This window comes from Nibribacter ruber, from assembly GCF_009913235.1.
Taxonomy (GTDB): Bacteria; Bacteroidota; Bacteroidia; order Cytophagales; family Hymenobacteraceae; genus Nibribacter; species Nibribacter ruber.
Genome location: NZ_CP047897.1, coordinates 1,035,977 through 1,060,808, shown reverse-complemented (window position 1 = coordinate 1,060,808; position 24,832 = coordinate 1,035,977). Strand labels below are relative to the sequence as shown.

The 24,832-nt window shown below is 51.1% G+C and carries 21 protein-coding genes; 11 read left to right on the top strand and 10 right to left on the bottom strand.

Annotated elements, in window-relative coordinates; all coding sequences use genetic code 11:
* Positions 1 to 4 precede the first annotated feature (4 nt).
* The 7 genes from GU926_RS04470 (at position 5) to GU926_RS04440 (ending at position 9,579) form a co-directional block, all read left to right on the top strand.
* Entirely contained in the window at positions 5 to 952 is a 948-nt protein-coding gene (locus tag GU926_RS04470; RefSeq protein ID WP_160689410.1) for a pectinesterase family protein, read from the top strand.
* 99 nt (positions 953 to 1,051) lie between these two features.
* Positions 1,052 to 2,287: a glycoside hydrolase family 88/105 protein gene (locus GU926_RS04465; RefSeq protein WP_160689408.1), complete on the top strand. Its 1,236-nt coding sequence runs from the start codon at positions 1,052 to 1,054 to the stop codon at positions 2,285 to 2,287.
* A 29-nt stretch (positions 2,288 to 2,316) separates the two neighbouring features.
* A complete protein-coding gene (locus tag GU926_RS04460) occupies positions 2,317 to 3,285 on the top strand; it encodes a pectinesterase family protein (RefSeq protein ID WP_232058428.1) in 969 nt (322 codons plus the stop codon).
* An 85-nt stretch (positions 3,286 to 3,370) separates the two neighbouring features.
* On the top strand, positions 3,371 to 5,065 hold the full coding sequence (locus GU926_RS04455) for a FlgD immunoglobulin-like domain containing protein (protein WP_160689404.1): 1,695 nt from the start codon (positions 3,371 to 3,373) through the stop codon (positions 5,063 to 5,065).
* Between the two features lie 135 nt (positions 5,066 to 5,200).
* Positions 5,201 to 6,859, top strand: a complete 1,659-nt coding sequence (locus GU926_RS04450; RefSeq protein ID WP_160689402.1) for a glycoside hydrolase family 43 protein — start codon at positions 5,201 to 5,203, stop codon at positions 6,857 to 6,859.
* 91 nt (positions 6,860 to 6,950) lie between these two features.
* The gene (locus tag GU926_RS04445; protein ID WP_160689400.1) at positions 6,951 to 8,711 is read left to right on the top strand and encodes a glycoside hydrolase family 28 protein; all 1,761 of its coding nucleotides are present in this window, start codon (positions 6,951 to 6,953) and stop codon (positions 8,709 to 8,711) included.
* Between the two features lie 85 nt (positions 8,712 to 8,796).
* Positions 8,797 to 9,579, top strand: coding sequence for a rhamnogalacturonan acetylesterase (locus tag GU926_RS04440; protein ID WP_232058427.1), 783 nt, complete (start codon positions 8,797 to 8,799; stop codon positions 9,577 to 9,579).
* Positions 9,580 to 9,657: 78 nt separating this feature from the next.
* Here the strand turns inward: GU926_RS04440 and GU926_RS04435 are convergent, their stop codons facing one another.
* A complete protein-coding gene (locus tag GU926_RS04435) occupies positions 9,658 to 10,641 on the bottom strand; it encodes an alpha/beta hydrolase (protein ID WP_160689396.1) in 984 nt (327 codons plus the stop codon).
* 283 nt (positions 10,642 to 10,924) lie between these two features.
* On the opposite strand from GU926_RS04435, the gene GU926_RS04430 reads away from it, so the two are divergent.
* The 3 genes from GU926_RS04430 to GU926_RS04420 all read left to right on the top strand — a co-directional run bounded on the left by GU926_RS04430 (position 10,925) and on the right by GU926_RS04420 (position 13,309).
* The gene (locus GU926_RS04430; protein WP_160689394.1) at positions 10,925 to 11,323 is read left to right on the top strand and encodes a VOC family protein; all 399 of its coding nucleotides are present in this window, start codon (positions 10,925 to 10,927) and stop codon (positions 11,321 to 11,323) included.
* Between the two features lie 379 nt (positions 11,324 to 11,702).
* Positions 11,703 to 12,389: a rhamnogalacturonan acetylesterase gene (locus GU926_RS04425; protein ID WP_232058426.1), complete on the top strand. Its 687-nt coding sequence runs from the start codon at positions 11,703 to 11,705 to the stop codon at positions 12,387 to 12,389.
* Positions 12,390 to 12,619: 230 nt separating this feature from the next.
* Positions 12,620 to 13,309 carry a LamG domain-containing protein gene (locus tag GU926_RS04420; RefSeq protein ID WP_160689390.1) on the top strand — a complete coding sequence of 230 codons (690 nt, stop codon included), beginning with the start codon at positions 12,620 to 12,622 and terminating at the stop codon, positions 13,307 to 13,309.
* Between the two features lie 95 nt (positions 13,310 to 13,404).
* Here the strand turns inward: GU926_RS04420 and fbp are convergent, their stop codons facing one another.
* The 3 genes from fbp to GU926_RS04405 all read right to left on the bottom strand — a co-directional run bounded on the left by fbp (position 13,405) and on the right by GU926_RS04405 (position 17,526).
* Entirely contained in the window at positions 13,405 to 14,394 is a 990-nt protein-coding gene (fbp, locus tag GU926_RS04415; protein ID WP_160689388.1) for a class 1 fructose-bisphosphatase, read from the bottom strand.
* A 182-nt stretch (positions 14,395 to 14,576) separates the two neighbouring features.
* Entirely contained in the window at positions 14,577 to 16,223 is a 1,647-nt protein-coding gene (locus GU926_RS04410; RefSeq protein WP_160689386.1) for a UxaA family hydrolase, read from the bottom strand.
* Between the two features lie 310 nt (positions 16,224 to 16,533).
* A complete protein-coding gene (locus GU926_RS04405; RefSeq protein WP_160689385.1) occupies positions 16,534 to 17,526 on the bottom strand; it encodes a Gfo/Idh/MocA family protein in 993 nt (330 codons plus the stop codon).
* Between the two features lie 290 nt (positions 17,527 to 17,816).
* Here GU926_RS04405 and GU926_RS04400 point away from each other — a divergent pair, with 290 nt between their 5' ends.
* Entirely contained in the window at positions 17,817 to 18,188 is a 372-nt protein-coding gene (locus GU926_RS04400; RefSeq protein WP_160689384.1) for a hypothetical protein, read from the top strand.
* Between the two features lie 122 nt (positions 18,189 to 18,310).
* Here the strand turns inward: GU926_RS04400 and GU926_RS04395 are convergent, their stop codons facing one another.
* From GU926_RS04395 to GU926_RS04370, 6 genes are all read right to left on the bottom strand, one after another.
* Complete coding sequence (locus GU926_RS04395; RefSeq protein WP_160689383.1) at positions 18,311 to 19,075, bottom strand: MBL fold metallo-hydrolase; 765 nt, start codon at positions 19,073 to 19,075, stop codon at positions 18,311 to 18,313.
* A 97-nt stretch (positions 19,076 to 19,172) separates the two neighbouring features.
* On the bottom strand, positions 19,173 to 19,676 hold the full coding sequence (locus tag GU926_RS04390; protein ID WP_160689382.1) for a YdeI/OmpD-associated family protein: 504 nt from the start codon (positions 19,674 to 19,676) through the stop codon (positions 19,173 to 19,175).
* A 122-nt stretch (positions 19,677 to 19,798) separates the two neighbouring features.
* Positions 19,799 to 20,053: a hypothetical protein gene (locus GU926_RS04385; protein WP_160689380.1), complete on the bottom strand. Its 255-nt coding sequence runs from the start codon at positions 20,051 to 20,053 to the stop codon at positions 19,799 to 19,801.
* A 98-nt stretch (positions 20,054 to 20,151) separates the two neighbouring features.
* On the bottom strand, positions 20,152 to 21,579 hold the full coding sequence (locus tag GU926_RS04380) for a S41 family peptidase (protein WP_160689378.1): 1,428 nt from the start codon (positions 21,577 to 21,579) through the stop codon (positions 20,152 to 20,154).
* 147 nt (positions 21,580 to 21,726) lie between these two features.
* Positions 21,727 to 22,662, bottom strand: coding sequence for a hypothetical protein (locus GU926_RS04375; RefSeq protein WP_160689376.1), 936 nt, complete (start codon positions 22,660 to 22,662; stop codon positions 21,727 to 21,729).
* Between the two features lie 301 nt (positions 22,663 to 22,963).
* A complete protein-coding gene (locus tag GU926_RS04370; protein ID WP_160689374.1) occupies positions 22,964 to 24,805 on the bottom strand; it encodes a glycoside hydrolase family 2 protein in 1,842 nt (613 codons plus the stop codon).
* Between the last annotated feature and the right edge of the window lie 27 nt (positions 24,806 to 24,832).

Below are 24,832 nucleotides of genomic sequence, written 5' to 3'. Positions count from 1 at the left end.
GTCTATGAAGTGGATAGCGGTTTTAGCAGTTGTCATCTTTCCGTTTCTGGCGCAGGCCCAGCACAAGCAACTGGTGGTGGCGCAGGACGGCTCCGGCGATTATACCACGGTGCAGTCGGCGGTAGATGCGGTGCCCGCTTTTCCTGAGAACAGGATCGAGATTCATATCAAAAACGGCACCTACAAAGAGAAGATCGTCGTTTCGTCCTGGAAGACGAAAATCTCTTTCATCGGGGAAGACAAAGAGAAAACCATCCTGGTCTGGGACGATTTTTCTGGCAAGGGCGACATCAACACCTTTAATTCTTACACGGTGCTGGTGCAGGGCAACGAGTTCCGGGCCGAGAACATCACCTTCCAGAACAGCGCCGGGCCGGTAGGGCAGGCAGTGGCTTTGCACGTAGAAGCAGACCGTTGCGTATTCACCAACTGCCGCATCATAGGCGACCAGGACACGCTCTACACTGGGGTAGGCAACAGCCGCCAGTATTACAAAGACTGCTACATAGAGGGCACTACGGACTTCATCTTCGGGCCGGCCACGGCGTTTTTTGAAAATTGCCTCATTCATTGCAAGAAGAACTCCTACATCACGGCCGCCTCTACGCCGCAAGGACAACCTTACGGGTATGTGTTTAAAAACTGCACCGTCACAGCATCTCCCGAGGCAACCAAAGTGTATCTGGGCAGACCCTGGCGACCCTATGCGCAGACCGTATTTTTGAACACTAATTTAGGCGAATTCATCAGGCCCGAAGGCTGGCATAACTGGAAGAAACCCGAAGCCGAGAAAACTGCTTTCTACGCTGAGTATAAATCAACCGGGCCGGGTGCCGCGCCAGAAAAACGAGAGCCTTGGTCCAGACAACTCAAGCGCAAAGAAGCCAAAAAGCTGTCCAAGCCAGAGGTAGTGCTGGGTGGAAACGACCACTGGAATCCTACCAAACCCTAAGGCCGTTTTTGCCCTGATTTCTGGAAAAGAGCCTAAAAACGATTTACTCCTGAACACGAATTAGACAGTGTTTTTGAAAAGACTGACAAGCATCCTCCTATGAAAAAGCGTACCCTGTTTTCCTTTCCTCTGTTGCTGGCATTGCTGTTCATGGCCTGTAAAACCGGACAAAACTCTGCCGGTGACACCGCTGCGGTAACCTCGCCGTCTGGCAAACCTTATTCCGTCTGGATGGCCGATTCTGAGATGAAGCGCAGCCCGGAGGGATGGATGATTGACTTTAGAAAGGAGCCGAAATGGGATTACACGCAAGGCTTGTTCGCCAGCGCCCTGGAACGGGTCTGGAAGCGCACCGGAGACCAGAAGTACCTGACGTATATCAAGGCTTTCGCAGATACCATGATCACCGCCGATGGCAAGATAAAAACCTACAAAAAGACGGATTACAACATTGACCGCGTCAACCCGGGCAAATTCCTGATGGCCTTGTACAAAGAGACCGGTCAGCAGAAATACAAGATTGCCCTGGACGAGTTGCGTGACCAGATGCGCACCCACCCCAGAACCTCTGAAGGTGGTTTTTGGCACAAGAAAATCTACCCGCACCAAATGTGGCTGGACGGCTTGTACATGGCCTCGCCGTTTTTAACGCAGTACGCCGCCGCCTATAAGGAGCCGGCCCTCTTTGATGACGTGGCCCTGCAAATCATGCTGGTTGACAAGCACACCTATGTAAAGGAGAAAAACCTGTTTTACCACGGCTGGGACGAGAAACGAGAGCAACCCTGGGCCGATAAACAGACTGGCTTGTCTCCTAATGTCTGGGGACGGGCCATGGGCTGGTACGCCATGGCTTTGGTTGACGTGCTGGACAACTTTCCGCAAGACCATCCCAAGCGCAAGGAAATCCTGAACATCACCCAGAAAATGGCCGGCTCCATTGCCCAATACCAGGACCCCGCCACCGGACTATGGTGGCAGGTAGTAGACCAAGGGGGAAAAGAAGGCAATTACTTAGAAGCCTCTGCCTCCAGCATGTTCACTTACTTTCTGGTGAAAGCGGTAAAGAAGGGTTACATAGACAAAAAGTACCTGCAGAACGCCAAAAACGGGTATAAAGGCCTTATCCATAACCTCATTAAGGAAAATCCAGACGGCACCATCAGCATTACGCAGGTGTGCGCGGTGGCCGGTTTGGGCGGCACGCCGTACCGGTCTGGTTCTTATGAATACTACATTCATGAAGAGAAGCGCGACAATGACCCGAAGGCGGTGTCTCCGTTCATCATGGCCTCTCTGGAGTTTGAGGAAATGAACCAATCAGCTGCTAACTAAACTCTGCTATGGTGTTCAAAAAGCTTCTGATGTTGGTTTTTCTGCTAGGCATTTTACAGGTGCAGGCCCGAGCGCAATCTTATGATTTTGTGGTAGCCCAGGATGGCAGTGGCCAGTTTAAGACCGTGCAGGAGGCCATCAACGCCGTTCCAGATTTCCGGAAGAATCCTACCACCATCTACATCAAGAACGGCGTCTACAAAGAGAAACTCACGCTGGCGGCCACTAAAACCGGTGTGCATTTGATAGGGCAGGACGTGCAGAAAACCATCTTGACCTATGATGACTTTGCGGCCAAGAAAAACCGGTTTGGCGAGGAGATGGGTACCACGGGCTCTACCAGTTTCTTTGTCTTCGGGGATGATTTCAAGGCCGAGAACCTCACGTTTGAGAACAGCGCCGGTCCGGTGGGGCAGGCGGTGGCGGTGCGCGTGGACGGTGACAAGGTCATGTTTCAGAACTGTCGTTTCCTGGGCTTTCAAGACACGTTGTATCCACATGGTGAAAAGAGCCGACAATACTATCGAAACTGCTACATAGAAGGGACTACAGACTTCATCTTCGGGTGGTCTACGGCCGTTTTTGAGAACTGTGAAATCTACAGCAAGAAGGGCGGTAATTACGTGACGGCTGCCTCTACCCTGGAGGGCCAGCCCTACGGTTTCGTGTTTATAAACTGCCGCCTCACCGGCGATGCGCCAGAAAAATCTTATTTCCTGGGCCGTCCCTGGAGGCCCTTCGCCAAAACCGTTTTCCTGAACACCTACCTGGGCAAGCACATCAACCCAGAAGGCTGGCACAACTGGAACAAACCCCAAGCGGAGAAGCAGGTGCTGTACGCTGAATACAAGTCATCGGGCCCCGGTGCCAATCCAAAAGCCAGAGTGAAATGGTCAAAACAACTCACGGAGGCAGAGATGCAGGAATATACCTTGAAAAAGATCTTCGGAGACTGGGACCCATTGGCTCATAAGCCCGCAGGTAGTACAGGCAAGTAAGAATAAACGTTTTTGACCTGTTTTCCAGAAAAGAGGCCAAAAACGAGGATAGAATTAAAAGCGCTCACCCCTAAGCAAACAAGACATGAAAAAAAGCTTACTCTGCACTCTTTCTTTAGTGGCGCTGCTCTGGTCGGGTGCCAATGCACAGGCTCAGCAACTGGCGTTTCCGGAGGCAGAAGGCTTTGGAAGGTTCACTACGGGCGGCAGAGGCGGGGCGGTCATAGAAGTAACCAACCTTAATGACGCGGGTGCGGGTAGTTTCAGGGCGGCCGTGTTGGCCACCGGGGCCAGAACCATCGTCTTTAGAGTGAGCGGCACCATCAAATTATTGACGCCTCTCCCCATCAAGAACGGTAACCTCACCATTGCCGGCCAGACCGCGCCCGGAGATGGTATCTGCATCAGCAACCAGACCGTGACGGTAGACGCGGACAACGTCATCATTAGGTACATGCGGTTTAGGCTGGGGGATGAGGCCAAGGTGGACAATGACGCCATCTGGGGCCGCAACCGGAAGGACATCATCCTGGACCATTGCACCATGAGCTGGTCAGTGGATGAGACGGCCAGTTTCTATCTGAACAAGAACTTTACCATGCAGTGGTGCCTGTTGAGCGAAAGCCTGTTCCGGTCTGTGCATGACAAAGGTGACCACGGCTACGGCGGTATCTGGGGCGGGGATCATACCACGTTTCACCACAACCTGCTGGCGCACCATACCAGCCGAAACCCACGCTTCAACGGGGGCGGCCGCTCAGGCATCAATGGAGGTACCTATCCCAATGAGCACGTAGACTTCAGGAACAACGTGCTTTACAACTGGGGCGGTAACAGTGCCTATGGCGGCGAGAATGGAACCTACAACATGGTCAACAATTACTACAAGCCCGGGCCAGCCACCCAAAGCAGCAAGAACAAACGCATTGTGCAGGTGTCTTTTGAGGCAGATCCTCAGTTTGGGGTGGGGTACGGCAAGTTTTTCATCAATGGCAATTATGTACACAATAACCCCACCGTCACGTCAGACAACTGGGCGGGAGGCGTAGAGTATGACAGCGGTATTCCAGTGGAGCAGCGGCCCAACGTACGCCTGCAGGTACCCATTGACTACCACATGGCCACAGAGCATACTGCCGTGCAGGCGTATGAGGCCGTATTGGCTCAAGTAGGTGCCAGTTTAAAACGCGATGCCGTAGACGCCAGAATCATTGAAGAGGTAAGGACCGGCACTGCCACCTACGGCGGCGCGTACGGCGCGGCCAAAGGAATCATTGACACCCAGGAGACCGTGGGCGGCTGGCCAGAATTATCCTCCCAACCTGCACCTGCAGACGCAGACAAAGACGGCATGCCCGATGCCTGGGAAAACCAGCAGGGCCTGAACCCCAACAACACAGAGGACCGAAACGCAGATGCAGACAATGACGGCTACACCAACCTGGAAGAATACCTCAACAGTATCACCACCGCTGTAGTGACCGGCACCTGGGAAGAGGCGGGTGCGTTTGAAAACAAGGTGTATCCTAATCCATTTTCAGAATCCACGTCGTTTTCGTTTACTTCTACCCAGAAGGCAAAGGTCATCCTTACCATCTCAGATTTGTCTGGCAGAAACATCACCACGCTGCTGGATAAAATCCTGCCGGCAGGCGCCCACAGAGTAGAATGGAACGGTACAGATGCCCAGGCGAAAAAGCTGCCCGCCGGCATGTACCTCTACGTGCTGCAAATTGGCAAAGAACGCGTGGTGAAACGCTTGGCTTTGGTAAGAAAGTAAAAACTAAAACAATCTGTTTTTGGCCTGTTTTCCAGATAATATGCCAAAAACGGAGGAGATCAGAGAAGGAAGACTCTTTAGAGGTAAGCAGCTAGAATGGCTGACTTTTGAATGGGAAGAATTGATAAAAATCATATGCGTAGTACCTACTTTCCCCTTGTAGCCTTGCTGTTGTTGGCTTCCTGTCAGGCAGAGAAAACCACGGCACCGGCGGCTTCAATTGCAGCAGCTTCCTCCACTGAAGTTTCCAAAGTTTGGGTGTCAGATTTGGGCAACGGCCTCTACCAGAACCCGGTCCTGGACGCTGATTATTCTGACCCGGACGTGTGCCGCGTGGGTGATGACTACTATATGACCTCGTCCAGTTTCAACGCCATTCCGGGCTTGCAGATTCTGCATTCTAATGACCTGGTGAACTGGCAGATCATTGGGTACGCCATAGACCGATTGCCGCCGTTTGAGCACTTTGCCAAGCCCCAGCACGGCAATGGTGTTTGGGCCCCTTCCATCCGGTACCACAAAGGTGAGTTTTATATCTACTGGGGCGATCCGGATTTTGGGGTGTACATGGTGAAAACCAAAAATCCGGCGGGCAGATGGGAGGAACCGGTGTTGGTGATGCCCGGCAAAGGCCTGATAGATGCCTGTTCTTTCTGGGATGAGGACGGCCAAGCCTACCTGGTGCATGGTTGGGCAGGCAGTAGAGCGGGCATCAAAAGTATGCTTACCCTCAACCGCATGAACCCAGAAGGCACCAAGGTGCTGGATGAGGGCATGATGGTTTTTGACGGACATGACAATCACCCAACCGTGGAAGGGCCTAAGTTCTATAAGCGCAACGGCTATTACTACATCTTCGCGCCGGCGGGCGGGGTGGCCACGGGCTGGCAGTTGGTGCTAAGGTCTAAGAACATCTATGGCCCCTATGAAGAGAAGATTGTGATGGACCAGGGCCAGACACCCATTAACGGACCGCACCAAGGCGCGTGGGTAGACACCAAATCTGGCGAGGACTGGTTCCTGCACTTTCAGGACAAAGAAGCCTATGGCCGCGTCATGCACCTGCAACCCATGAAGTGGGTGAAGGACTGGCCGGTGATTGGGGAAGACCCAGACGGCGACGGCAAGGGCCAGCCGGTGCTTACCTACCAAAAACCGAACGTCGGCAAAAATCACCCTGTCCTGACGCCTGCCGAGTCTGATGAGTTTAACGGCCACCAACTGGGTTTGCAATGGCAGTGGCACGCCAACCCTAAATCTACCTGGGCGTTCGCTACCAACAAAGGCTACCTGCGCCTCTTCACCGACCAGATGCCAGAAGGGGGCAAGAACCTCTGGGACGTGCCTAATCTGTTGTTACAGAAGTTTCCGGGAGAAGCATTTACCGTGACCACCAAAATCAAATTCACCCCCAACGTAAAGTTGCAGAACGAACGGACGGGCCTGGTGGTGATGGGAGCAGACTACGCGCACCTGTCCATAGTAAGCAAGCAAGATGGCCTTTACATGACCTATAACACCGCCCAGAAAGCTGACAAGGGAATCCCAGAAAAAGAGCAGAACTTAGGCAAGCTAACCGGCAATGAAGTGTACCTGCAGGTGACCGTGAGCAAAGGCGCGCAATGCCAGTTCAGCTATAGCCAGGACGGGCAAAATTTCAAGCAGGCGGGAGAGCCATTCACGGCAGTGCCTGGTCGTTGGATAGGCGCCAAGGTAGGCCTCTTTGCCACGCGGCAAGATAAAACCAATGATTCTGGCTACGCCGATTATGACTGGTTCAGAATAACTAAATAAGACGTTCGTTTTTAGCCTATTTTTCAGGAACCAGGCTAAAAACGGAAGTCAGAGAATATCATTTTTGAAGACACTTTTGAAAAGTACCCATATGAAGAATTCGCTTAAATCTAATCTGCTGTTGGCAATGACGGTGGCGGGAGTATTCCAGTTTTCTTGTCAGCGGCAGTCTGCTTCTATGGCCACTTCGGCGGGCGCGGCCACGCAGACAACTGCCACCTCTGGCTACGGGCAAGGCATCACGTCTGTAGACCAGATGTATGAGAACCTGGAGTTCAACATGCCACGCGTGAAGGAAACCAAATTCCCGGAGTATAGCGTGAGCATCACCAAATACGGCGCAGTTGGAGACGGCATTACCAAAAACACCAAGGCCTTTGAGCAGGCCATCAATGACGTGGCGGCCAAAGGCGGCGGTACCGTGGTGATTCCGCGTGGGTTGTGGATGACGGGTCCCATTGTGCTCCAGAGCAACATCAACCTGCACGCCGAGGCCGGTTCCATGGTCATCTTCAGCCGTGATTTCAACGATTATCCCTTGGTAGAGACCAGTTTTGAAGGCCTGAACACCTATCGTACTCAGTCGCCTATCTCGGGCAGAAACCTGACCAACATTGCCATTACCGGCACCGGCACCTTTGACGGAAACGGTGATGCCTGGCGCCCTGTCAAGAAAAGCAAAATGACCGGCGCCCAATGGAAAGAACTCAACAAAACCGGCGTGCTCAACGCCAAAGGCGACATGTGGTACCCTTCAGAAAATGCTTTGAAAGGGGATACCCAGGGCAGCAACTTCAACGTGCCTGATCTGAAAACCCGTGCTGAGTTTGAGGCCATCAAAGACTACCTGCGTCCGGTGATGCTGAGCCTGGTGAATTGCAAGACCGTGTTATTGGACGGACCTACGTTCCAGAACTCACCGGCCTGGAACCTGCATCCGCTTATGTGCCAGGACATCATCATCCGTAACCTGAACGTGCGCAACCCCTGGTACTCCCAGAACGGCGACGGCCTGGATTTAGAATCCTGCAAAAACGCGCTGGTGTACAACAACACCTTTGACGTAGGAGATGACGCCATCTGCTTTAAATCTGGTAAAGACAAGGATGGCCGCGAAAGAGGCATACCTACTGAGAATGTGGTAGTGAAAAACAACGTAGTCTACCACGGCCACGGCGGCTTTGTGGTAGGCAGCGAGATGAGCAGCGGCGTGCGCAACATACACGTGTCTAACTGCACGTTCATGGGCACAGACATTGGCCTGCGTTTCAAGAGTACGCGTGGAAGGGGCGGCGTGGTGGAGAACATCTGGATTTCCAACATTGACATGATCAACATCCCCACGCAGGCCATCAGTTTTAACCTGTTTTACGGCGGCAACAGCCCGGTGCTGGAAGAAGACCAGCGCGCCAGTGATGAGACCCGCGTAGAGAAGCTGGTGCCCGTGACTGAGGAGACCCCGTCATTCAAGAACATCTGGATGCGCAACATCACCGTTTCTGGTGCCGCTGAGGCCGTGGCGCTGCAGGGCCTCCCTGAAATGAACCTGCAGAATGTGAACATTGAAAACTCCTTCCTGAAGGCCACGCGCGGCATCTCGGCGGTAGACGCCACGGGCATTACGCTTAAGAACGTGAAAGTGATCACCGAAAAAGGCCCTGCCCTCACCATCTACAACAGTAAAAACGTGAAAGTAGAGGGCCTCACTTACAATGAGACCAAAGACCCGGTGGTAAAAGTGCTGGGTTCCCTTACTCAGAATGTGCAGCTGAACGGCAAAGATTTTACAAACGCCGCCGCTCAAATCTCTAAAGGGAAAGACCTGGGCAAAACTGCTGTGACGGTGCAGTAAAATTGGGGAAGGAGGAAAGGTGGCACCGCCTTTCTTTTTCATAAAAATCTGGTGCTTCATTCTCCTTGGTATGCTAAAGAAAATAATGCCTTTGTTATTCGTGCTTTTGGTGGGCACCGTAGCCTTTACGCCCGTTAAAAAGAAAATTGTGCGCATTTACTTGATTGGTGATTCTACCATGGCGGATTACTCTGACTATGACGGCGAAGACTACCTGAACAAGCGCTATCCTATCATGGGTTGGGGACAGGTGTTTCAGCCGTTCATGCGCAAGGATAGTTTGGCTCAGCTCAAGCATTTGTTCAAGGCAGACAGCGTGCAGGTGCTAGACAAAGCACGAGGAGGAAGGAGCACCCGCACCTTTTTTGAGGAAGGCCGCTGGGCCAAGGTAACCAAGGAATTGAAGAAAGGCGATGTGGTGATGATCCAGTTCGGGCACAATGATGCGGCGGAAAACAAGCCCGAGCGCTACGTGAACATTCAAGGGTACAAGGAATACCTGCGTCTGTATGTGAACCAGGCCCGGGAGAAAGGCGCTTTGCCAATCCTCCTGACGCCCGTAACCAGAAACTACCCTTGGAAGGACGGCAAGATAGGCAACGTGCACGGCAAGTACCCGCAGGCTGTAAAAGACGTGGCCAAAGAACTGAACGTACTTGTAATTGACCTGCAACAGTTGTCCATAGATTCATTTTCAGCCAAAGGGCAAGACTATGTAACTAATAATTACTTCATGAACTTTCCGGCTGGTCAATACAAGAACTACCCCGAAGGCCAGAATGACAACACCCACTTTTTGCCGGCCGGTGCCCAGGAGGTGGCCAGGCTGGTTTTTCAGGGAATGAAGACCTTGCCAAAGCAACAGTAGTAAAACTTAAACAAGAAGAGCCGTCGTTTTTAGCCTGTTTCCGGAGAAATAGGCCAGAAACGACGGCTCTTTTTGCGCTTACTCCTCCGCGAAAACCTTCTTCAAAAAGTCATCTATGAACTGGACGGTTGGCTCAAACCACGGATTGAACAAGGGAAAAGTATGCGGCGAATCGGGGAAGGAGTGCACTTCTGAGTAGATGGAATGTTGGTACAACACCTTCCTGAAATCATCTCTACCGGCGTGCATTCTGTCAACGGAGCTGTTGATGAACAGAAAGGGGGGCGTATGCTTGCCCACGTGGGTGAGGGGGGAGGCTTCCTGCCAAAGCGCCAGGTTTTCCTTTTTAGGATAGCCAAACCAATACGTGGCCGCCGATATGTTTTTGCTGTCATTGCCTTCCCCAGATTCTGGGTGCACAAAAGAAAGCGTCCCGTCCAGGTCTATTACTGCCTGCACCTGACTACCGGTTTTGCCCTGGCAGCTTTCTCCCTCAAACGCCGGGTTTTGATTGGTGACGCCCATGAACGCCGCCAATTCTCCGCCCGCTGAAAATCCCAGCGCCGTCACTTTGGTCGTGTCCAGGTTGAATTTCTTAGCATGGGCTTTTATGAACCTAACCGCCGCTTTCAGGTCATGTACCGCGGCCGGATACAGGGCCTCGGTAGAAAGGCGGTACTCAACGGTGAAGGTGGCGTACCCCAATCCTGCCAGCCGCTGTGCCAATGGGATATGTTGTTGTCGGTTGCCGCTTCGCCACCCGCCGCCATGTATGATGAGAATGGCCGGCAATTTTGCAATGGAATTTTTCTTCGGGTAAAAAGCATCCAGGGCCAAAACTCGGGAGCCTAGCTTACAGTAGGGAATGTTCCGCTTTTCTTTGACTGTTGGAAGCTTAGCCTCTTGGACCAGCTCAATGGTAGGGTATTTCTTGACAGCTTGCCGGTAGGCGCTGGCGTTGGAGAAGGTAGTGTCTACTTTGCCGGTAAGCCCCGATGTCATCTGCGCCTGCGCCGTGGTAGCCGTAAACAGCAAGCAAAGTCCAAGGAAGGAGTTTTTCATACGATGATGTAACAAGTAAGGTAAAACGGCGGCTTCAAATTCTTTTGAGAAACTAGCCGGTAATGCTTTATTCCACTTGCTCACTATCAGAAATATGAGGATATTTAACTGTAGAAGTTACAGAGTGAACAAAGAAAACGGGCAAAGTCAAATGCCTTTTTTTTATACCGTAAGATGCAATCGATTGCGCGTATCTCCAAATGGTGCCTCTTCTTTGTAGAACATATAAGGCTATGCGCCAGGTGAAGGACTTGCCGCCAGCGCAGAAGTTAATCCCATTCTTATGAAATTAGAACATTTTGCCTTAAACGTAGAAGACCCGGTGGCCATGGCTGCCTGGTACGCAGGGCACCTGGGCATGCGTATCATGCGGCAAATGCCCCAGGCTCCGTTTACTACTTTTCTGGCAGATGACAGCGGCCGCATCATGGTAGAGATCTACCTGAACCCCACCGACCAGGTGCCTGCTTATAGAACCATGAATCCCTTGCTGGTGCATCTGGCTTTTGTGTCAGAAAATCCTACAGAGGACCAGGACCGGTTGTGCGCTGCCGGGGCCACTCTGCACGCGGTGCAGTACCTGGAGGACGGCTCTCATTTGGTTATGCTTAGAGACCCGTGGGGACTGGCCCTGCAGCTATGCAAGAGAGGCCAACCCATGCTGGCAAGTAAGGAGTGGTAGAAAGGCCTTTTTCCGTTTTTTGGCTGGTTTCTGGAAAATAACCCAAAAACGATGATTGATAAAACTGAGAAGGGGGCACCCTATGGAAGCATGGAAAGCCGTGGCAAGAAAACGGTGGAAAAGGAATCAGGATACGACCTCACATAGAGGAGTTCAGATAATGTCACTTTCGCTCTTAACAGAGCACCCATGACCTAGAAAAGAAATTTCAGAACGAGCAAAACATCTGCTTGAAAAACGTGTCCATCAACGGCCTAATGGCAGCACTTTCCTAATAAGGCCCTAATCATTTTTGCAAATGAAACTCAAGCTTTCCCTAATTGCCCTTTCCATTTTCAGCGTAGGTTTTATGTCTTTTTATTCAAGCCATCAAAAGCACATGACAGTGCACCTGATTGGAGATTCTACCATGTCCATTAAGGAACCCAAGGCGTATCCAGAGACGGGCTGGGGCTTGCCGTTTGCGTACTTTTTTGACTCAACCGTGACCGTGCAGAACTATGCCAAAAACGGTCGTAGCACCCGCACGTTTCTGGAAGAGAACCGCTGGCAGCCCGTGGTGGCCAACCTAAAGGCCGGTGATTATGTGTTCATTCAGTTTGGGCATAATGATGAGGTACCTACCAAGAAAAGCTATACCCCAGAGGCAGAGTACAAGGCCAACCTGGAGCGGTTCATCAGAGAAACCCGGCAGAAGAAGGCCGTTCCCGTCCTGATCACGCCCGCCGCCCGCCGCAAATTTGATGCCGCTGGTAAGATAGAAGAAACCCATGCCGTGTATGCTGCCCTGGTAAGGTCAGTGGCCCAACAGCAGAAAACGCCATTGATTGACCTGGACAAGAAAAGCCAGGCCTTGTTGCAACAATACGGACCTGAGACCTCTGCCAAACTGTTTGTGCACCTGCAGCCCAATGAACACCCTAACTACCCGCAAGGCAAGATAGATGACACGCACTTCAATGAACTGGGTGCCCGCGAAATGGCACAGATTGTCCTAGCCGAAATAAAAGCCCTTCACCTGGACCTGGCGGACAGAATAGTAAAACCAGCCGTGAAGAAAGACTAGGAGAGAACTTGCGGAAAAGGCGGTTGTTAAGGAAACCCAGGCCGATAGGCTAGGTGCTGAGGAGTGGCAGGATGGGAATTACCTGTAGCAGTTGTTCACTATTGGAAGATTGACGTAGAATTAGAACAGGATGCATGGCGCTTCGGGGAGAGGTGGGCGAATAGGGCCTTTCTCAACTGGTTTACCTGACTTTTCTGTTTTACGGTTCCTTCTGTTCCCAACCCCTTGCTATGAAACAAATCAATTTACTGGTATACAGTGCAAGCCTGGCCCTGGCCTTTACTGCCTGCACTCCTCAGAAACCCATTCTCTGGAACGTGACTCCTACGGGACTGGCGGGCCAAGCCACCACCGTTCTTGGGAACCCAACGCAGGGCGCGGGCCGAAACGGGGCTCCGGCAGTAGCCTTTGACGGCGTAGATGATGGCTTTCTCATTGACCATAACGCCATTGCCGGCGTAGACGAGTTCACGGTAGAGGTTATTTTTAAGCCCAACGCCGCCTATCCCAGCAACATAGAACAACGTTTTCTGCACATAGAGGATCCAGCCAATCCCAACCGCCGTCTTTTACTGGAGCTGCGCCTCACCCAGGACAACCAGTGGTACGCCGACTTCTTTGTGAAATCTGACAACGGCCAGCTGACCCTAATGGACTCCACCAAAACGCACCCGGTAAACCAATGGGCCACCATGACGCTGGTGTATAAAGACAAGAAAGTAACCGGCTATGTGAACGGTCGGCCAGAAGTGACCGGCAATCTGGAGTTTTTGCCGCTGCCGGCCTCGGCTAAAACGGCCATTGGCACCCGCATGGACAAGCGCTCCTGGTTTAACGGCGAAATTGAAACTGTACGCTTCTTCCAAACCGCACTCATGCCCAAGAAGTACTCAGACGGCCTTCCTACAACCACCCAGTAAGGTCTTATACACCAGAAAGCCGTTTTTGGCCTGTTTCTTGGAAAACAGGCCAAAAACGGCTTTAACATACAGGTAGCATGTTGGCTGAGGCTTAGTTACAGCGTCATGTATTTCTTTACCTTGTCCACCATGTCTGCAGACCCTATGACCAGCGGGCAGCGTTCATGTAGCTCCTTGGGCTGTTTGTCTAAAATGCGCTCAATGCCGTCCGTCGCTTTGCCACCGGCTTGTTCGGCCAGAAACGCCAGCGGATTGCACTCATACAGCAGTCTCATTTTACCGCCCGGGTTTTTGGTGGAGCCCGGATAGAAGTAGATGCCGCCTTTGACCAGGTTTCGGTGGAAGTCTGCCACCAGAGAGCCTATGTAGCGGCTGGAATATTTCTCTGATTTGCAGTAGGCCAGGTAGTTCTGGATGCCCAGCGGGAAGGAACTCACGTTCGCCTCATTGCAGGAATACTGGCTGCCCATATTGGGGGTTTTGATGTCTGGGTGTGACAAGAAGAATTCCCCCAGCGAGGTTTCATACGTGAAGCCGTTCACGCCCCGTCCCGTGGAATAGACCAGCATGGTAGAGGCCCCGTACAGAATATAGCCTGCGGCCACCTGCTGCGTGCCTTGCTGTAAGCAGTCTTCTAAGGTGCCGTCTGCGTTGGCCTCTGAGAGCCTTCTGTAAACCGCGAAGATGGTGCCCACCGGTATGTTCACGTCTATGTTAGAGGAACCGTCTACGGGGTCCATGGCCACTATGTACTTGGCGTGCTGGTTACCGGTATGGATGAGCTCTTCTTCCTCCTCAGAGACAATAGTGCAGACCTCGCCACCGTTGCGCAAAGCCCTGATGAACCGGATGTTGGCAATCACGTCCAGTTTCTGCTGCTGTTCGCCCTGCACGTTCTCGGTGCCCATCTGCCCAACGGTGTCCTGGTCAAATTTGCTGATGTCGCGGGCCACAATCTTGGCGGCCAGGGCAATGTCCCGCAGAAGCTGGGACAATTCGCCGGTGGCATAGGGGAAGTCCTCTTGTTTCCGGTGGATGAATCTGTCTAAAGTGGTGCCTACCGGCAGGGCTAATGCATGGTTCATGAAGGAGGAATTAGCGTTCTCCAGCCATAGGAGAGACGGTTGAAACAGAGAATGGCAAGAAAAAAGAAAAGCCCTGCCTTTCAATTCTACCCCAATTACGGAAATAGAAGCCAAAGGGCAGGGCTTTTTATGAAAGTCACCTTGGTAGCCTCTTTAAACGACCCATGGCGTGACTGCTTTAATTACAAAGACACGCCGCGTTTCCAGGGAATGAAGTCGTCTTGCTGAAGCACTTTTTCTTTGGCTTCAATGCGGCCGCTGGCTACTTCAATGATGAAATCCAGCACATCTTCGCCCATTTCTTCAATGGTCTTCTCACCAGAGATAACCGGCCCGGTGTCAATGTCAATGATGTCTGGCATGCGCTCTGCTAACTTGGTGTTAGAGGAGATTTTGATGACCGGCGTGATAGGGTTGCCCGTGGGCGTTCCCAGACCGGTGGTAAACAACACGATGTTGGTGCCAGAGCCTACCAAAGCGGTGGTGCATTCCACGTCATTGCCTGGCGTGCAAAGCAAATTCAAGCCGGGCTTGGTCACATATTCTGGGTAGTCCAGCACATCCACGATAGGAGAGTTGCCGCCTTTCTTGGCCGCCCCCGCAGACTTAATGGCATCTGTAATCAAACCGTCTCTGATGTTACCCGGGCTAGGGTTCATGTCAAAGCCAGAACCTACGGCCTCAGCCGCTTTGGCATAAGCACGCATCAAGGACACAAAACGCTCGGCAGACTCTTCGGTCTCACAACGGTTAATCAACTCCTGCTCCACGCCGCATAATTCCGGGAACTCAGACAAAACGGTCTTGCCGCCCAGAGCCACCAAAATATCTGAGGTATGCCCAATGGCCGGGTTGGCCGAAATACCAGAGAAGCCGTCAGAACCACCGCACTCCAAACCAATAGAAAGTTTGCTCAACGGCGCTGGCTGGCGCTTGATTTTATCGGCTTCAATGAGGCCCAGGAACGTCTGACGAATAGCCTTTGACATTAACTCCTCTTCGGTGCCTTCCTTCTGCTGCTCCAGGACAATAACCGGCTTGTTGAAGTTAGGGTTAAGGGCTTTGATTTTGCTTTCCAGGATGTTCACCTGTGCATTTTGACAACCAAGGCTCAGGATGGTGGCACCCGCCACGTTAGGGTGGTGGATGTAGCCGGCCAACAAAGCACACAACATGTCAGAATCCTGTCTGATGCCGCCGCAGCCGCCTTCATGCGTCAGGAACTTGATGCCGTCCACGTTTTCAAACACGCGCTTTTGCACCGGTGCAGAAGTTTTCTGCAGCGTCAAGGTGTCAATGGCCTCCGTGTTGCCTGATTGATATAAGTCTACCAATTGAGATACATAAGACTTGTACACGTCGCGCTGACCAAAGCCCAATTCATCCAGGAAAGCCTGCTTTAAGATGTCTACGTTGCGGTTTTCGCAGAAGACCATAGGAATGACCAGCCAGAAGTTGGCGGTGCCTACCTGACCGTCTTCGCGGTGGTAGCCCATGAAGGTACGGTTGGCCCATTTAGACACGTCTGGGGCCGTCCAGCCAATGGTTTTGGTCTTGCCCGTGAAGCCGTGCACCTGGTGCTTCACGTTCTCAGTGGTGAGCACGCCGCCTCTGGGAATGTCAAATACGGCCTTGCCCACCAGGGACCCGTACATGAGGATCTCCTCGCCGGCCGCAATCACGTACTGCGCGAATTTGTGCTTGGCCTGTACGTCATCTACCAGCGAAATTTGCGCGCCATCATACTCAATGGTCTCGCCTTTTTTTAAATCCGTCAGTGCCACCAGCACGTTGTCATTCGGATGGATTTTCAAAAATCTGTGTAACATCTTTATCTATCAAAAGGGAAGAATGTGCAATCGATTGCGCAATATATGGATAAAACTAAAACTTTAAAAAAATATGAATCAATTCTGTCTAAAATTATGAGAACAGAAAAGCTGAGCTGACTTTAAAGCCGTTGAATGGGAAATTTTAAAAGACGGCCAAGCAACTCCCTGGTAATGAATAGGAATACTGCAGGGAACGGGATAGTCGTTTTTGGCCTGTTTTGCAGGAAATAGGCTAAAAACGGTGTATGAGTTAAGAGCAAAAAATGATTAATTCCTTCGGAAGCAAAACCATTCACCTTATACGCGCTTACCGGCCCATGATTTGGTCCATGACCCAGGCGGTGCGCATGGCGGTTCTGCCGGTGCTGGGGCAGGTGCTTTCGCCGCGAAGTTCGTTTACAATCGTCTGGATGAAGGGTTGTTGTACATGGGCTGGGGGAGGTAACAGAAATTCCTGCCTTCCTGCTGGCGTTTCAAGCACCACGGGCGTAAGCGCGAAGGAGGGAAACGTGATGCGGCCTTTACTGCCAATGATTTCTGTTTCATCTTTGAACTGCGTTTGGTCTACCGTAAAGCACCATGTCCCGGTGCCAAGAACTCCGTTCCCAAAATGGAACTGCGCCATGACCAGGTCCTCCGCGGGGTACAAGCCAGCCTGATTGGTCGCCTGGCCAGAAGCAAACCTGATAGGTCCTAAAAGGTAATCCAGAAAGTCTAGTTGATGCGAGGCCAGGTCATAAAACAGGCCGCCGCCGGCAATCTTTGGCTGTAAGCGCCAGGGAAGGATTGCTGGGTGGAGGTTGGGTTGCGGCGGATGGTACAAGCGCACGTTCACAAACCTTACGTCTCCTATGGCCCCGCTTTCTATCAATTCTTTTACTTTTAAGAAGGAGGGAAGGCAGCGTCTGTAATAGGCCACAAAAAGAGGCACTTGGGCTGCTTCACAAGCCTCTACCATCTGTTGGCATTGGGCAAAATTCAAGGCCATGGGTTTCTCAACATACACGGGTTTGCCTGCAGCCGCTACCTGCAAAGTAAATTCAAAGTGTGAGTCTGGCGGCGTGGCAATGTACACAGCGTCTACGGTGGGGTCGTGAAGAAGAGCCTGGGCATTGTCATACCAGGTGGGTACGCCATGGCGCTGGGCATAATCCCGGGCTTTCTGACCATCGCGGCGCATGACCGCCATCAATTGAGAATGAGGTATTTTCTGGAAAGCGGGCCCGCTTTTTACCTCGGTTACGTCGCCGCAGCCAATAATGCCCCAGCGGATGGTTTTGTTCTTGAAAGAGTGTGTCATGCTTTATGGAGAATTGCCTGGATGCCCTAAAGTAGCAGAATAAGCTGAAACGAGGAAGGGAGCTGTCCATCGGGTTTCGGCGCAGTGGACCATTCACCTTTTGCCACGCCTCACTTAAAACTCATAATTCTTAACTTTTAACTAATCATCCGTTTTTGGCCTATTTCCTGGAAAACAAGCCAAAAACGCTAAAGCCTGCGCGTAAAAATAAGCGAGCGGGAGAAACCAGCTGCTTTCAACCCTGCCCGGTGCTGTGCGTACACAGAGACTCCACCTTTAACTTGAAAACCATGGCAATACATGACGAAGAAAATACCGGCCCAGACAAATTGAAGAACGTGAATAATGAGAACCATCAGCGCAATGCTCCGGGCAATCATCCAGACCCCAGCGCGAAGCGCAACGTAGGCCTGAACGGCGACCTGGAACGCAATGACCAGAAGGACAATCTGGAGAACTTGCACATTACGGGCAATGAAACCACTGGCATGGGACACCTGGACCGTGATAGCCGCGAGGCCACCTCACAGGGGCCGGGCTTTGAGGTGGAGGGCAGTGACACCGCTATGGACAGTGATACCAACGGCATCCGCATGAACGACCAACCCTTCGGCGAAGACCAGCAGTCAAGCGATAAAAACCAGGATGCTGGTAAAATCTAAAAACCGTTTTTAGGCTATTCTCTGGAAAATAAGCCAAAAACGATATTTTGAATACGGAATAGTTAAAACAAAAGCGCCTGCCTCTTTTAGTGGCAGGCGCTTCTGTTTTATTAAATCGTTAACTATTCAGTGGGGTACCATTTACGCAGGCGCACGTCTATTTTCTGTTTGCCAGCGTCTACTTTCTTCTTGAAGGCACCTACATCGCTGAGGCCGCTCTGGCCCCGGTAATGGTATGGGTAGACTACCCGCGGCTTGAATTTAAGAACGGCAGAGGCAGCCTGGTCAACATCCATGGTATAGGGAAGGTTCATGCAGATAAAGGCCACGTCAATGCCCTTCAAGTTCTCCATTTCGGGGATGTCTTCTGTGTCACCGGATATGTACACTGTTCTACCCGCGAAGTCCAGGATGTAGCCGTTGCCTCTGCCTTTAGGGTGGCGGGAGTCGGGCGTTTCAGGGAGGTTGTACATGGGTACGGCAATCACGCGCACGTTCATGGTAGTGGTGTCTTCGCCGTTGGCCAGGTCAATGGTCTTGCTTTTGAGGGCTTCGGGCAGCATCTCTACCACTGCCTGGGGCGCAATGATGATGGCCTTGTGGGTATTGATGGCCTCCAAGGTTTTCAGGTCCAGGTGGTCGCCGTGAATGTCAGTGATGAGGATCATGTCCGGGGCTGGGATGTCTTTGTACAGCTCGCCTCCGCCGTAGGGGTCTACCAGAATGGTTTTGTTGTTCCAGTTCATGGCAAACGAACCATGGAAGACGGGCTGTACCGTGATTTCACCCAGGCGGGTAGGAATGGCATCGCCGGTGACTTTGGCAGTTTGGCATTGTGAAAAGCCCAGCAAGGAGGCCAGGGAAAGGAGTAGGAGATTTTTTTTCATAGAGCGAGTTGGTTCAAGTGGAGATGGATATTTGCCCATACGCGAATAACCAGGGAAAAGTCTGAATGTTGCAAGATCTGCAGTCATCAGGTTCCTTCTATTTGGCCAGGAGGTTTTTGAACGTTTCTTTGCCCGGCGCCAGCTGTTTGAGATTGGACAACAGCAGTAAGGCCCGGTCTATGCGCAGTTGGCTGCTTTTCACCCCGGCCACATGCTGTAACAGGTAGCGTTTTAAAGAGTCTGGCAATGCGCGGAATCTGCTGGCGGCCTCAGGGTCCTGGTGCAGAGCCTCGGCTAATTCTTCGGGCATGGGTGTACCTATGGGGCTTGTATCTTTCTGTAAGGTCACCTCTACTTGGTCCAGGTAGTTTACACCCAGTTGTTGCATGCGTTGTTTGTTGAGCGTGATGTAGGCAGAACCATTCCCCAGCGCTACCAGGCCGCCTTGAAAGGTAAGTTTGCCATTGATGGTGCACAGCAGCCGCACTTTCATTTTTCCGCCCAGTTGCTGAATCTGCTCTGGCGTTACTTCCAGGTAATGGGTGTTTATCAAGTGAGGAAGCCGTTGAATGGAGGCGGTATAGGTAAGACCAGCAGGCATATAACTAAGACTTTTGCAAAGGATAAGTATTACTAACGGATGGATCTGTAAAGTAAGTTGTATTTAGTTTTTATGCCGCAATTAAGTAATGAGAAATTGGCATTCGGGCTAACGCGCCAGTCTTAGAAAATTGTTGCTTTCGTGATTTTCGGGATTTGATGAAAGGGATATGCATCTTCTACCATGATTGTCTCTACCAAGCCCGCCCGGTCAAATTCAGCCTGCACAGATTCCCTGTCATAGAAGTACATGTTTATTCTCGGGAAAACCTTGTGGCGGCTCTGGTTGCTGTAGGTTCCCTTGCAATAGGTGTGCGCTTCTTTTGAGATGGCCGTAAAGACTATATGTCCGTTTTCAGCCCGTTGTTGGTAACTCACAGAACTCAGGTTCTTCTATGCTGTTTTCCATGTGCGGGTGGCTGATTAAAGGAGTTTGAAATTTATAGATTGCAATGCTTTACTTAGCGGAGTAACCGTTAACGCAAAGGTGAATTTGGGGCCAGCAAGGTGTTAAGCACATGGTGTAGAATCTCATCCTCGTCATCCAGAAGGTGGTCCCTTACCATGACATCGGGTTTTACTCCAGACAGAGCTTCATTGCCGTTGGGTCTTACTATATATCCTTTGGGTACTTTCACGGTGACTCCGGTTTTGGGCAAGGTGAAGGAAAACTGAGAGGCATACAAAGTAGGCACATCTGCCGTTTCTTCGCCCACAATTTTTCCAAAGCCATAGTCCTGGATCAGCGCGGCGCTAACGGCTGCCATGGAATAGGTTTGTCGGTTTACGAGCACGTACACGTTGCCTTTGAAGCGAGTAGCTTCTGGAGCCGGATTTTGGAACGGCTGATCATAGGCAAATTTTTCGCCGTCCTGGTGGCTCAGGATTGCTTTTGCGTAATCATCCAGCTTTGCCTCAGGGGTGTTTTTCCTGGTCTGCTCCTTTAGCACCTTGCTTGTTTTCAGCTTAAAGGATGAGTACCACCTGAAAGGCTTTGTGGCAAAATAAGAGATCAGGTGGTCACTGTAGGCATTGTGGCCGCCAGAATTGTTCCGCAGATCAATTACCAGGTTCTTTACGGCCTTTGAGTTAAGGTCTGCAAAGGCAGAATCAATAAATGCCTTGAAGCGGGCCTCTCCATCTGCTTCTTGAGAACTAAAAGGCCCGGGATTAAGATACGCTGCTGCACCCATGTACTTGAAGGAAGGTTCTATGCTTAGAATCTCGCCGCCCCGCTTTGTTTCATATTCCATTACTGGTAGAGCCGGAATTTTTAAATTCTCTGTTCTTCCGTTAGTTTTTTTGAGCGTAACATTGAATGACTTCTTCTCTCCAAAAACAGACCAGTAGAGCCTGGGAAAGGACCAAAACTCCAGTTTCGCATTTTTGAAGTAGAGGCGCTCTGCAGAAAGGTAAGGGTGTATGGCTTCCTGTATTTTTTTGATGGGCTGGCCGTCAATGCTCAGCACCTGATCCCCAACGGCAGCATTGGGTGTACTTGAATGATTTTTCCGGATGAAGGATTTCCCATTTTCAAACGCCAGCTCCAGCGGAAAGAGTGCGCCGCCTCCTCGGGCAAAAGCAATATAAGCTTGCACGGGAAAGTCAATCTCACTGTGCCCTACATTGCCTGCCGCCGCCAGTCTTTGAAAGAGCTTGATTGTCTCTAGCTGGCTTAGAGAATCCTTGCCTATTGATTGGTTAATGGTATTATACATCTTGTCATACTTGCTCTTGCTAACGTAGGCGTACAAGTTGTAATGGGCGTCTTCTAAGGTATGGTACAGGTATTCTAAATCAGCTTTCACAGCAGACCCTGAGAACATCACTCCCTTTTCCTGGGCTACAGAAATTCTGGCTGCAGTAAGTAATAGCGCAACAACTATCCATTGTTTTAACTTCATTTTCTGTTTTTTATTAAGCTCAACAGGCTGTTAAAGTCTAGCTATTGCATTCTTCAGACGTTGTTAGAATAGATTATTTTATTCTTTTAAGTCAATATGAATATCATTTTCAAAGAGGTCAACTTCTTAAATTTCCCCTAATTTCTGTTAAACACCACCTAATAGGTTGCCGGTAAGGCGGTTTCTTAGAACAATCATGCTTATAAATCCAATCAGCGGGAATAGCCACGCAAAAAAAGGAGCCTGTTCGTTCTTGTAAGCTACATCCACTCTTACAGTCTCTTGAGGTGTTATGTACTCATGATTGAGCAGGGTTAGAGAGTAGATTGGTATGGCGCCATGGCGCTGATGAAGGCTGTCTACATAGGCTTTTGGTATGTGAACTTTCATAGGAGCCTTGCCTACTTTTGAAATGATGCTGGCAATAGTTGGCTCAGGCGTCTTTGTAATGGGAGAGAGAAAGCCAGACAGATAAAAAACAACAGGGTATTCAGTGGTATATAAATTAAATTTATAGTTCTGCCCTTGTGTGCTCCATTGGTAATCAACGTTCACTAGTGTCGCTTCTACTGTTTGCAGTTCCTCTACAGACTTGACGGGCTGGTAAGTCTCCCCATCTCTAAAAGATAAATAACCGAAATAGCAGAACATGACCAAGGAGGCTATTGGCAATAGCACGTTCTTGAATTGCTTAAAGGTGCTTTCCCTTTTACCAATGGAGCGGACTTTTGCCGTAAGCGCAGCACTTGCGCCCTCCTGGGTTAACTGCAAAATCTCTTTTAAGTCTGGCTCTGTAGAGATAGAGGCTTCGGTGCTTTTAACTGCCAGACCCAACATTAAGTCTTTGGACAGCCTTACCTTAAATCCAATGGGTAACACATATACAATCAACGTCGTCCATCTATCTACCTGAATGGTTATTTCGGGTAGAATGACACTTCCTAAAAGTGGGCCTATCTGTTTTAAATGCCTTCTTTCTTCACGCCAGTCCTTTTCTATAAACCAATCTACCAATGATGTCTCTGACAGGTCTACTTTCTCAACTTTCCAGTCAGTCTTTAGATAGCTTAAGGTATTTACCACGATAGGTTTTGTATTTCAATGATGCGATACGGCTATTTTAACCTGTGCACGTAGATGCGGGACGATGCTTGCTTTCTGCTATTTTTCTCATTTCTGATAATCTAACGGTTAAACCAAGGTCAATTTCCTGCGAACACAAATTGTAGCAAATGACCCTGGCCGCCTCAACAAGATAGAATATAGTTCTCAAACTATTTTTCCTTATGTCGTTTTTGGCCTGTTTTCCTGAAAAGAGCCCAAAAACGAGAGAGCCGCTCCTGGGTAGGAACGGCTCTCTTGATGGAATCAACACTAAGAATAGTTAAGCGCCTTCTTGTTGGCGGGAGTTGAGCAGGTTTTCGGGGACGAACAGTTCACCGGTGTGCATGTCTAGCAGACCGTTGCGTTCATCTTCAATGTTGGTGGCCTGGGTGTAGACGTCGCCGGCAATGTTGCGTTTGCGCATCTCCTGCTTAAAGACCTTTATGCGGTTGGCGCGTTCTTCCAGGTCATTGGGTCCGCCGTAGTCAGAAAACCCGAAGCCTCCCCATTCACTGATGATGACTGGTGACTGTCCTCGGTAGAAGTAAGGGTCGCCTACCACCAGTGGGAACGCCGCTACGCCTTCCATTTGGCCGCCGGTGATCTGGTCCAGCACCTCGCACCAGCGGTCTACCTCAGGGGTGTACACGTGGGCGGTGAGGAGGTCAGACTTGAGCTTGCCTTCATAGGAGATGTGCTGCCAGCCGTCATTGTCTACCACCAAGAACTGCGGATACCTGATTTTCATGAAATGGAAGGTGTCCATGATGTATTGGCGGGTTTCGGGGTTGGTGGCAATGTCCTGCGCGCCCCAGTCTTCATTGTACAAACTCCAGATGATTACAGAGGGGTTGGTTTCAATGAGGGCCAGCATGCGCAAAAGCTCGGCATTGTGATTTTCGCGGCTGCGATTGGTAGAACTATGCGGACTAGGCACTTCTACCCAGAGGAGCATGCCAATCTCATCTGCCAGGTTGTAGATTCTGGGGTCAACGCCCGCAATGTGCACCCGCACCAGGTTGCACCCCAGTTTTTTCATGGCGTACATGTGCCGTTGCATCTCTTCATACGTGGCGGTACCAGGCTGGTAGAGAATGCCGTCAATGTAAATTTCCTTGTTGTTGAGGTACAGGTGTCGGCCCCGGGCCTCAAACTTACGGAGCCCGAAATGCGCCTGTATCTCTGCCGCATACCCGTTGTTGTCAATGAGCTGGGCCACCAGGTGGTACAACTTTGGGCTTTCCGGCGACCACAACTCGCCGTTGGGCAGGTGGGCCGTGAGGTATTGGTGTTTCTGGCCGGCCTCCAACCTTAGGGGGAAATCTGCTGTGGAAAGTGGTTCTCCCTGCTGGTCATCACGGTCAAAGATTTTGAGTCGAAGGGTATACTGGCCCGGGTCATGAATGCGCGTGGTAATGCCAAACCGTACCAGGGAGTCTTCAATAATGCTGATGACGCCCACCCTTGACCTTAGCCGGTTACGCTCTACCGTTTCCAGCCAGACGCTGCGCACGGCCCCGGTATAGGTCTGGTACCAGATGCCTCCGCGCTTGTACACATGTGACTCTTGTTTGCCCCTGGGGATCTCAGCGTCCATGGTGTCTGCTATGCGCACGGTGAGGTGGTTCACCGGCAACAGGTGCTCTTCGTTTAGCTCATAGGAGAAGGAGGTATACTCGCCGTAATGGACGTCAGAACCGTCAATGGTGTGCAGCAAGCGCCCATTCAGCCAGACCCTGGTTTCATAGCCACAGGCCCCAAACGTGATCTGGAACATGGTAGGAGAGTGGTTGGCACTTTTCTGGGGACGCTCAAATTCACGTTCATACCAGGCTACCACCTTGTCTTGCCAGGCCGGAATTTGCACATGACCTTTGGCAGCGGCCATGTGTTCTTCTACAGAGCCTGGCCAATGGGCGGTGTGCTCATAGCGGTGACCCAGGTACCAACCCTCTCTCAGACCGCGGTCATCTGGGTCAATGGCGAAGCTCCACTCACCGTCCAGCAGGTAATGGCTGTTGGGCCGCAGCACGGCGCGGGGCAGAGGATTTTGGTTCTGTTTAGAGGCCAGAGATTCTTCAGAGCTTTCCGTCACACTGAAATTTGGTTGAATGGGATCCATATGTAAGGCAATGTTTGAGTCTAGGTG

Excerpts from the sequence above, each read along its gene's own strand:
- GU926_RS04470 (WP_160689410.1), top strand. The coding sequence starts at position 5 with ATGAAGTGGATAGCGGTTTTAGCAGTTGTCATCTTTCCGTTTCTGGCG.
- GU926_RS04465 (WP_160689408.1), top strand. The coding sequence starts at position 1,052 with ATGAAAAAGCGTACCCTGTTTTCCTTTCCTCTGTTGCTGGCATTGCTG.
- GU926_RS04460 (WP_232058428.1), top strand. The coding sequence starts at position 2,317 with ATGTTGGTTTTTCTGCTAGGCATTTTACAGGTGCAGGCCCGAGCGCAA.
- GU926_RS04455 (WP_160689404.1), top strand. The coding sequence starts at position 3,371 with ATGAAAAAAAGCTTACTCTGCACTCTTTCTTTAGTGGCGCTGCTCTGG.
- GU926_RS04450 (WP_160689402.1), top strand. The coding sequence starts at position 5,201 with ATGCGTAGTACCTACTTTCCCCTTGTAGCCTTGCTGTTGTTGGCTTCC.
- GU926_RS04445 (WP_160689400.1), top strand. The coding sequence starts at position 6,951 with ATGAAGAATTCGCTTAAATCTAATCTGCTGTTGGCAATGACGGTGGCG.
- GU926_RS04440 (WP_232058427.1), top strand. The coding sequence starts at position 8,797 with ATGCCTTTGTTATTCGTGCTTTTGGTGGGCACCGTAGCCTTTACGCCC.
- GU926_RS04435 (WP_160689396.1), bottom strand. The coding sequence starts at position 10,641 with ATGAAAAACTCCTTCCTTGGACTTTGCTTGCTGTTTACGGCTACCACG.
- GU926_RS04430 (WP_160689394.1), top strand. The coding sequence starts at position 10,925 with ATGAAATTAGAACATTTTGCCTTAAACGTAGAAGACCCGGTGGCCATG.
- GU926_RS04425 (WP_232058426.1), top strand. The coding sequence starts at position 11,703 with ATGACAGTGCACCTGATTGGAGATTCTACCATGTCCATTAAGGAACCC.
- GU926_RS04420 (WP_160689390.1), top strand. The coding sequence starts at position 12,620 with ATGAAACAAATCAATTTACTGGTATACAGTGCAAGCCTGGCCCTGGCC.
- fbp (WP_160689388.1), bottom strand. The coding sequence starts at position 14,394 with ATGAACCATGCATTAGCCCTGCCGGTAGGCACCACTTTAGACAGATTC.
- GU926_RS04410 (WP_160689386.1), bottom strand. The coding sequence starts at position 16,223 with ATGTTACACAGATTTTTGAAAATCCATCCGAATGACAACGTGCTGGTG.
- GU926_RS04405 (WP_160689385.1), bottom strand. The coding sequence starts at position 17,526 with ATGACACACTCTTTCAAGAACAAAACCATCCGCTGGGGCATTATTGGC.
- GU926_RS04400 (WP_160689384.1), top strand. The coding sequence starts at position 17,817 with ATGGCAATACATGACGAAGAAAATACCGGCCCAGACAAATTGAAGAAC.
- GU926_RS04395 (WP_160689383.1), bottom strand. The coding sequence starts at position 19,075 with ATGAAAAAAAATCTCCTACTCCTTTCCCTGGCCTCCTTGCTGGGCTTT.
- GU926_RS04390 (WP_160689382.1), bottom strand. The coding sequence starts at position 19,676 with ATGCCTGCTGGTCTTACCTATACCGCCTCCATTCAACGGCTTCCTCAC.
- GU926_RS04380 (WP_160689378.1), bottom strand. The coding sequence starts at position 21,579 with ATGAAGTTAAAACAATGGATAGTTGTTGCGCTATTACTTACTGCAGCC.
- GU926_RS04370 (WP_160689374.1), bottom strand. The coding sequence starts at position 24,805 with ATGGATCCCATTCAACCAAATTTCAGTGTGACGGAAAGCTCTGAAGAA.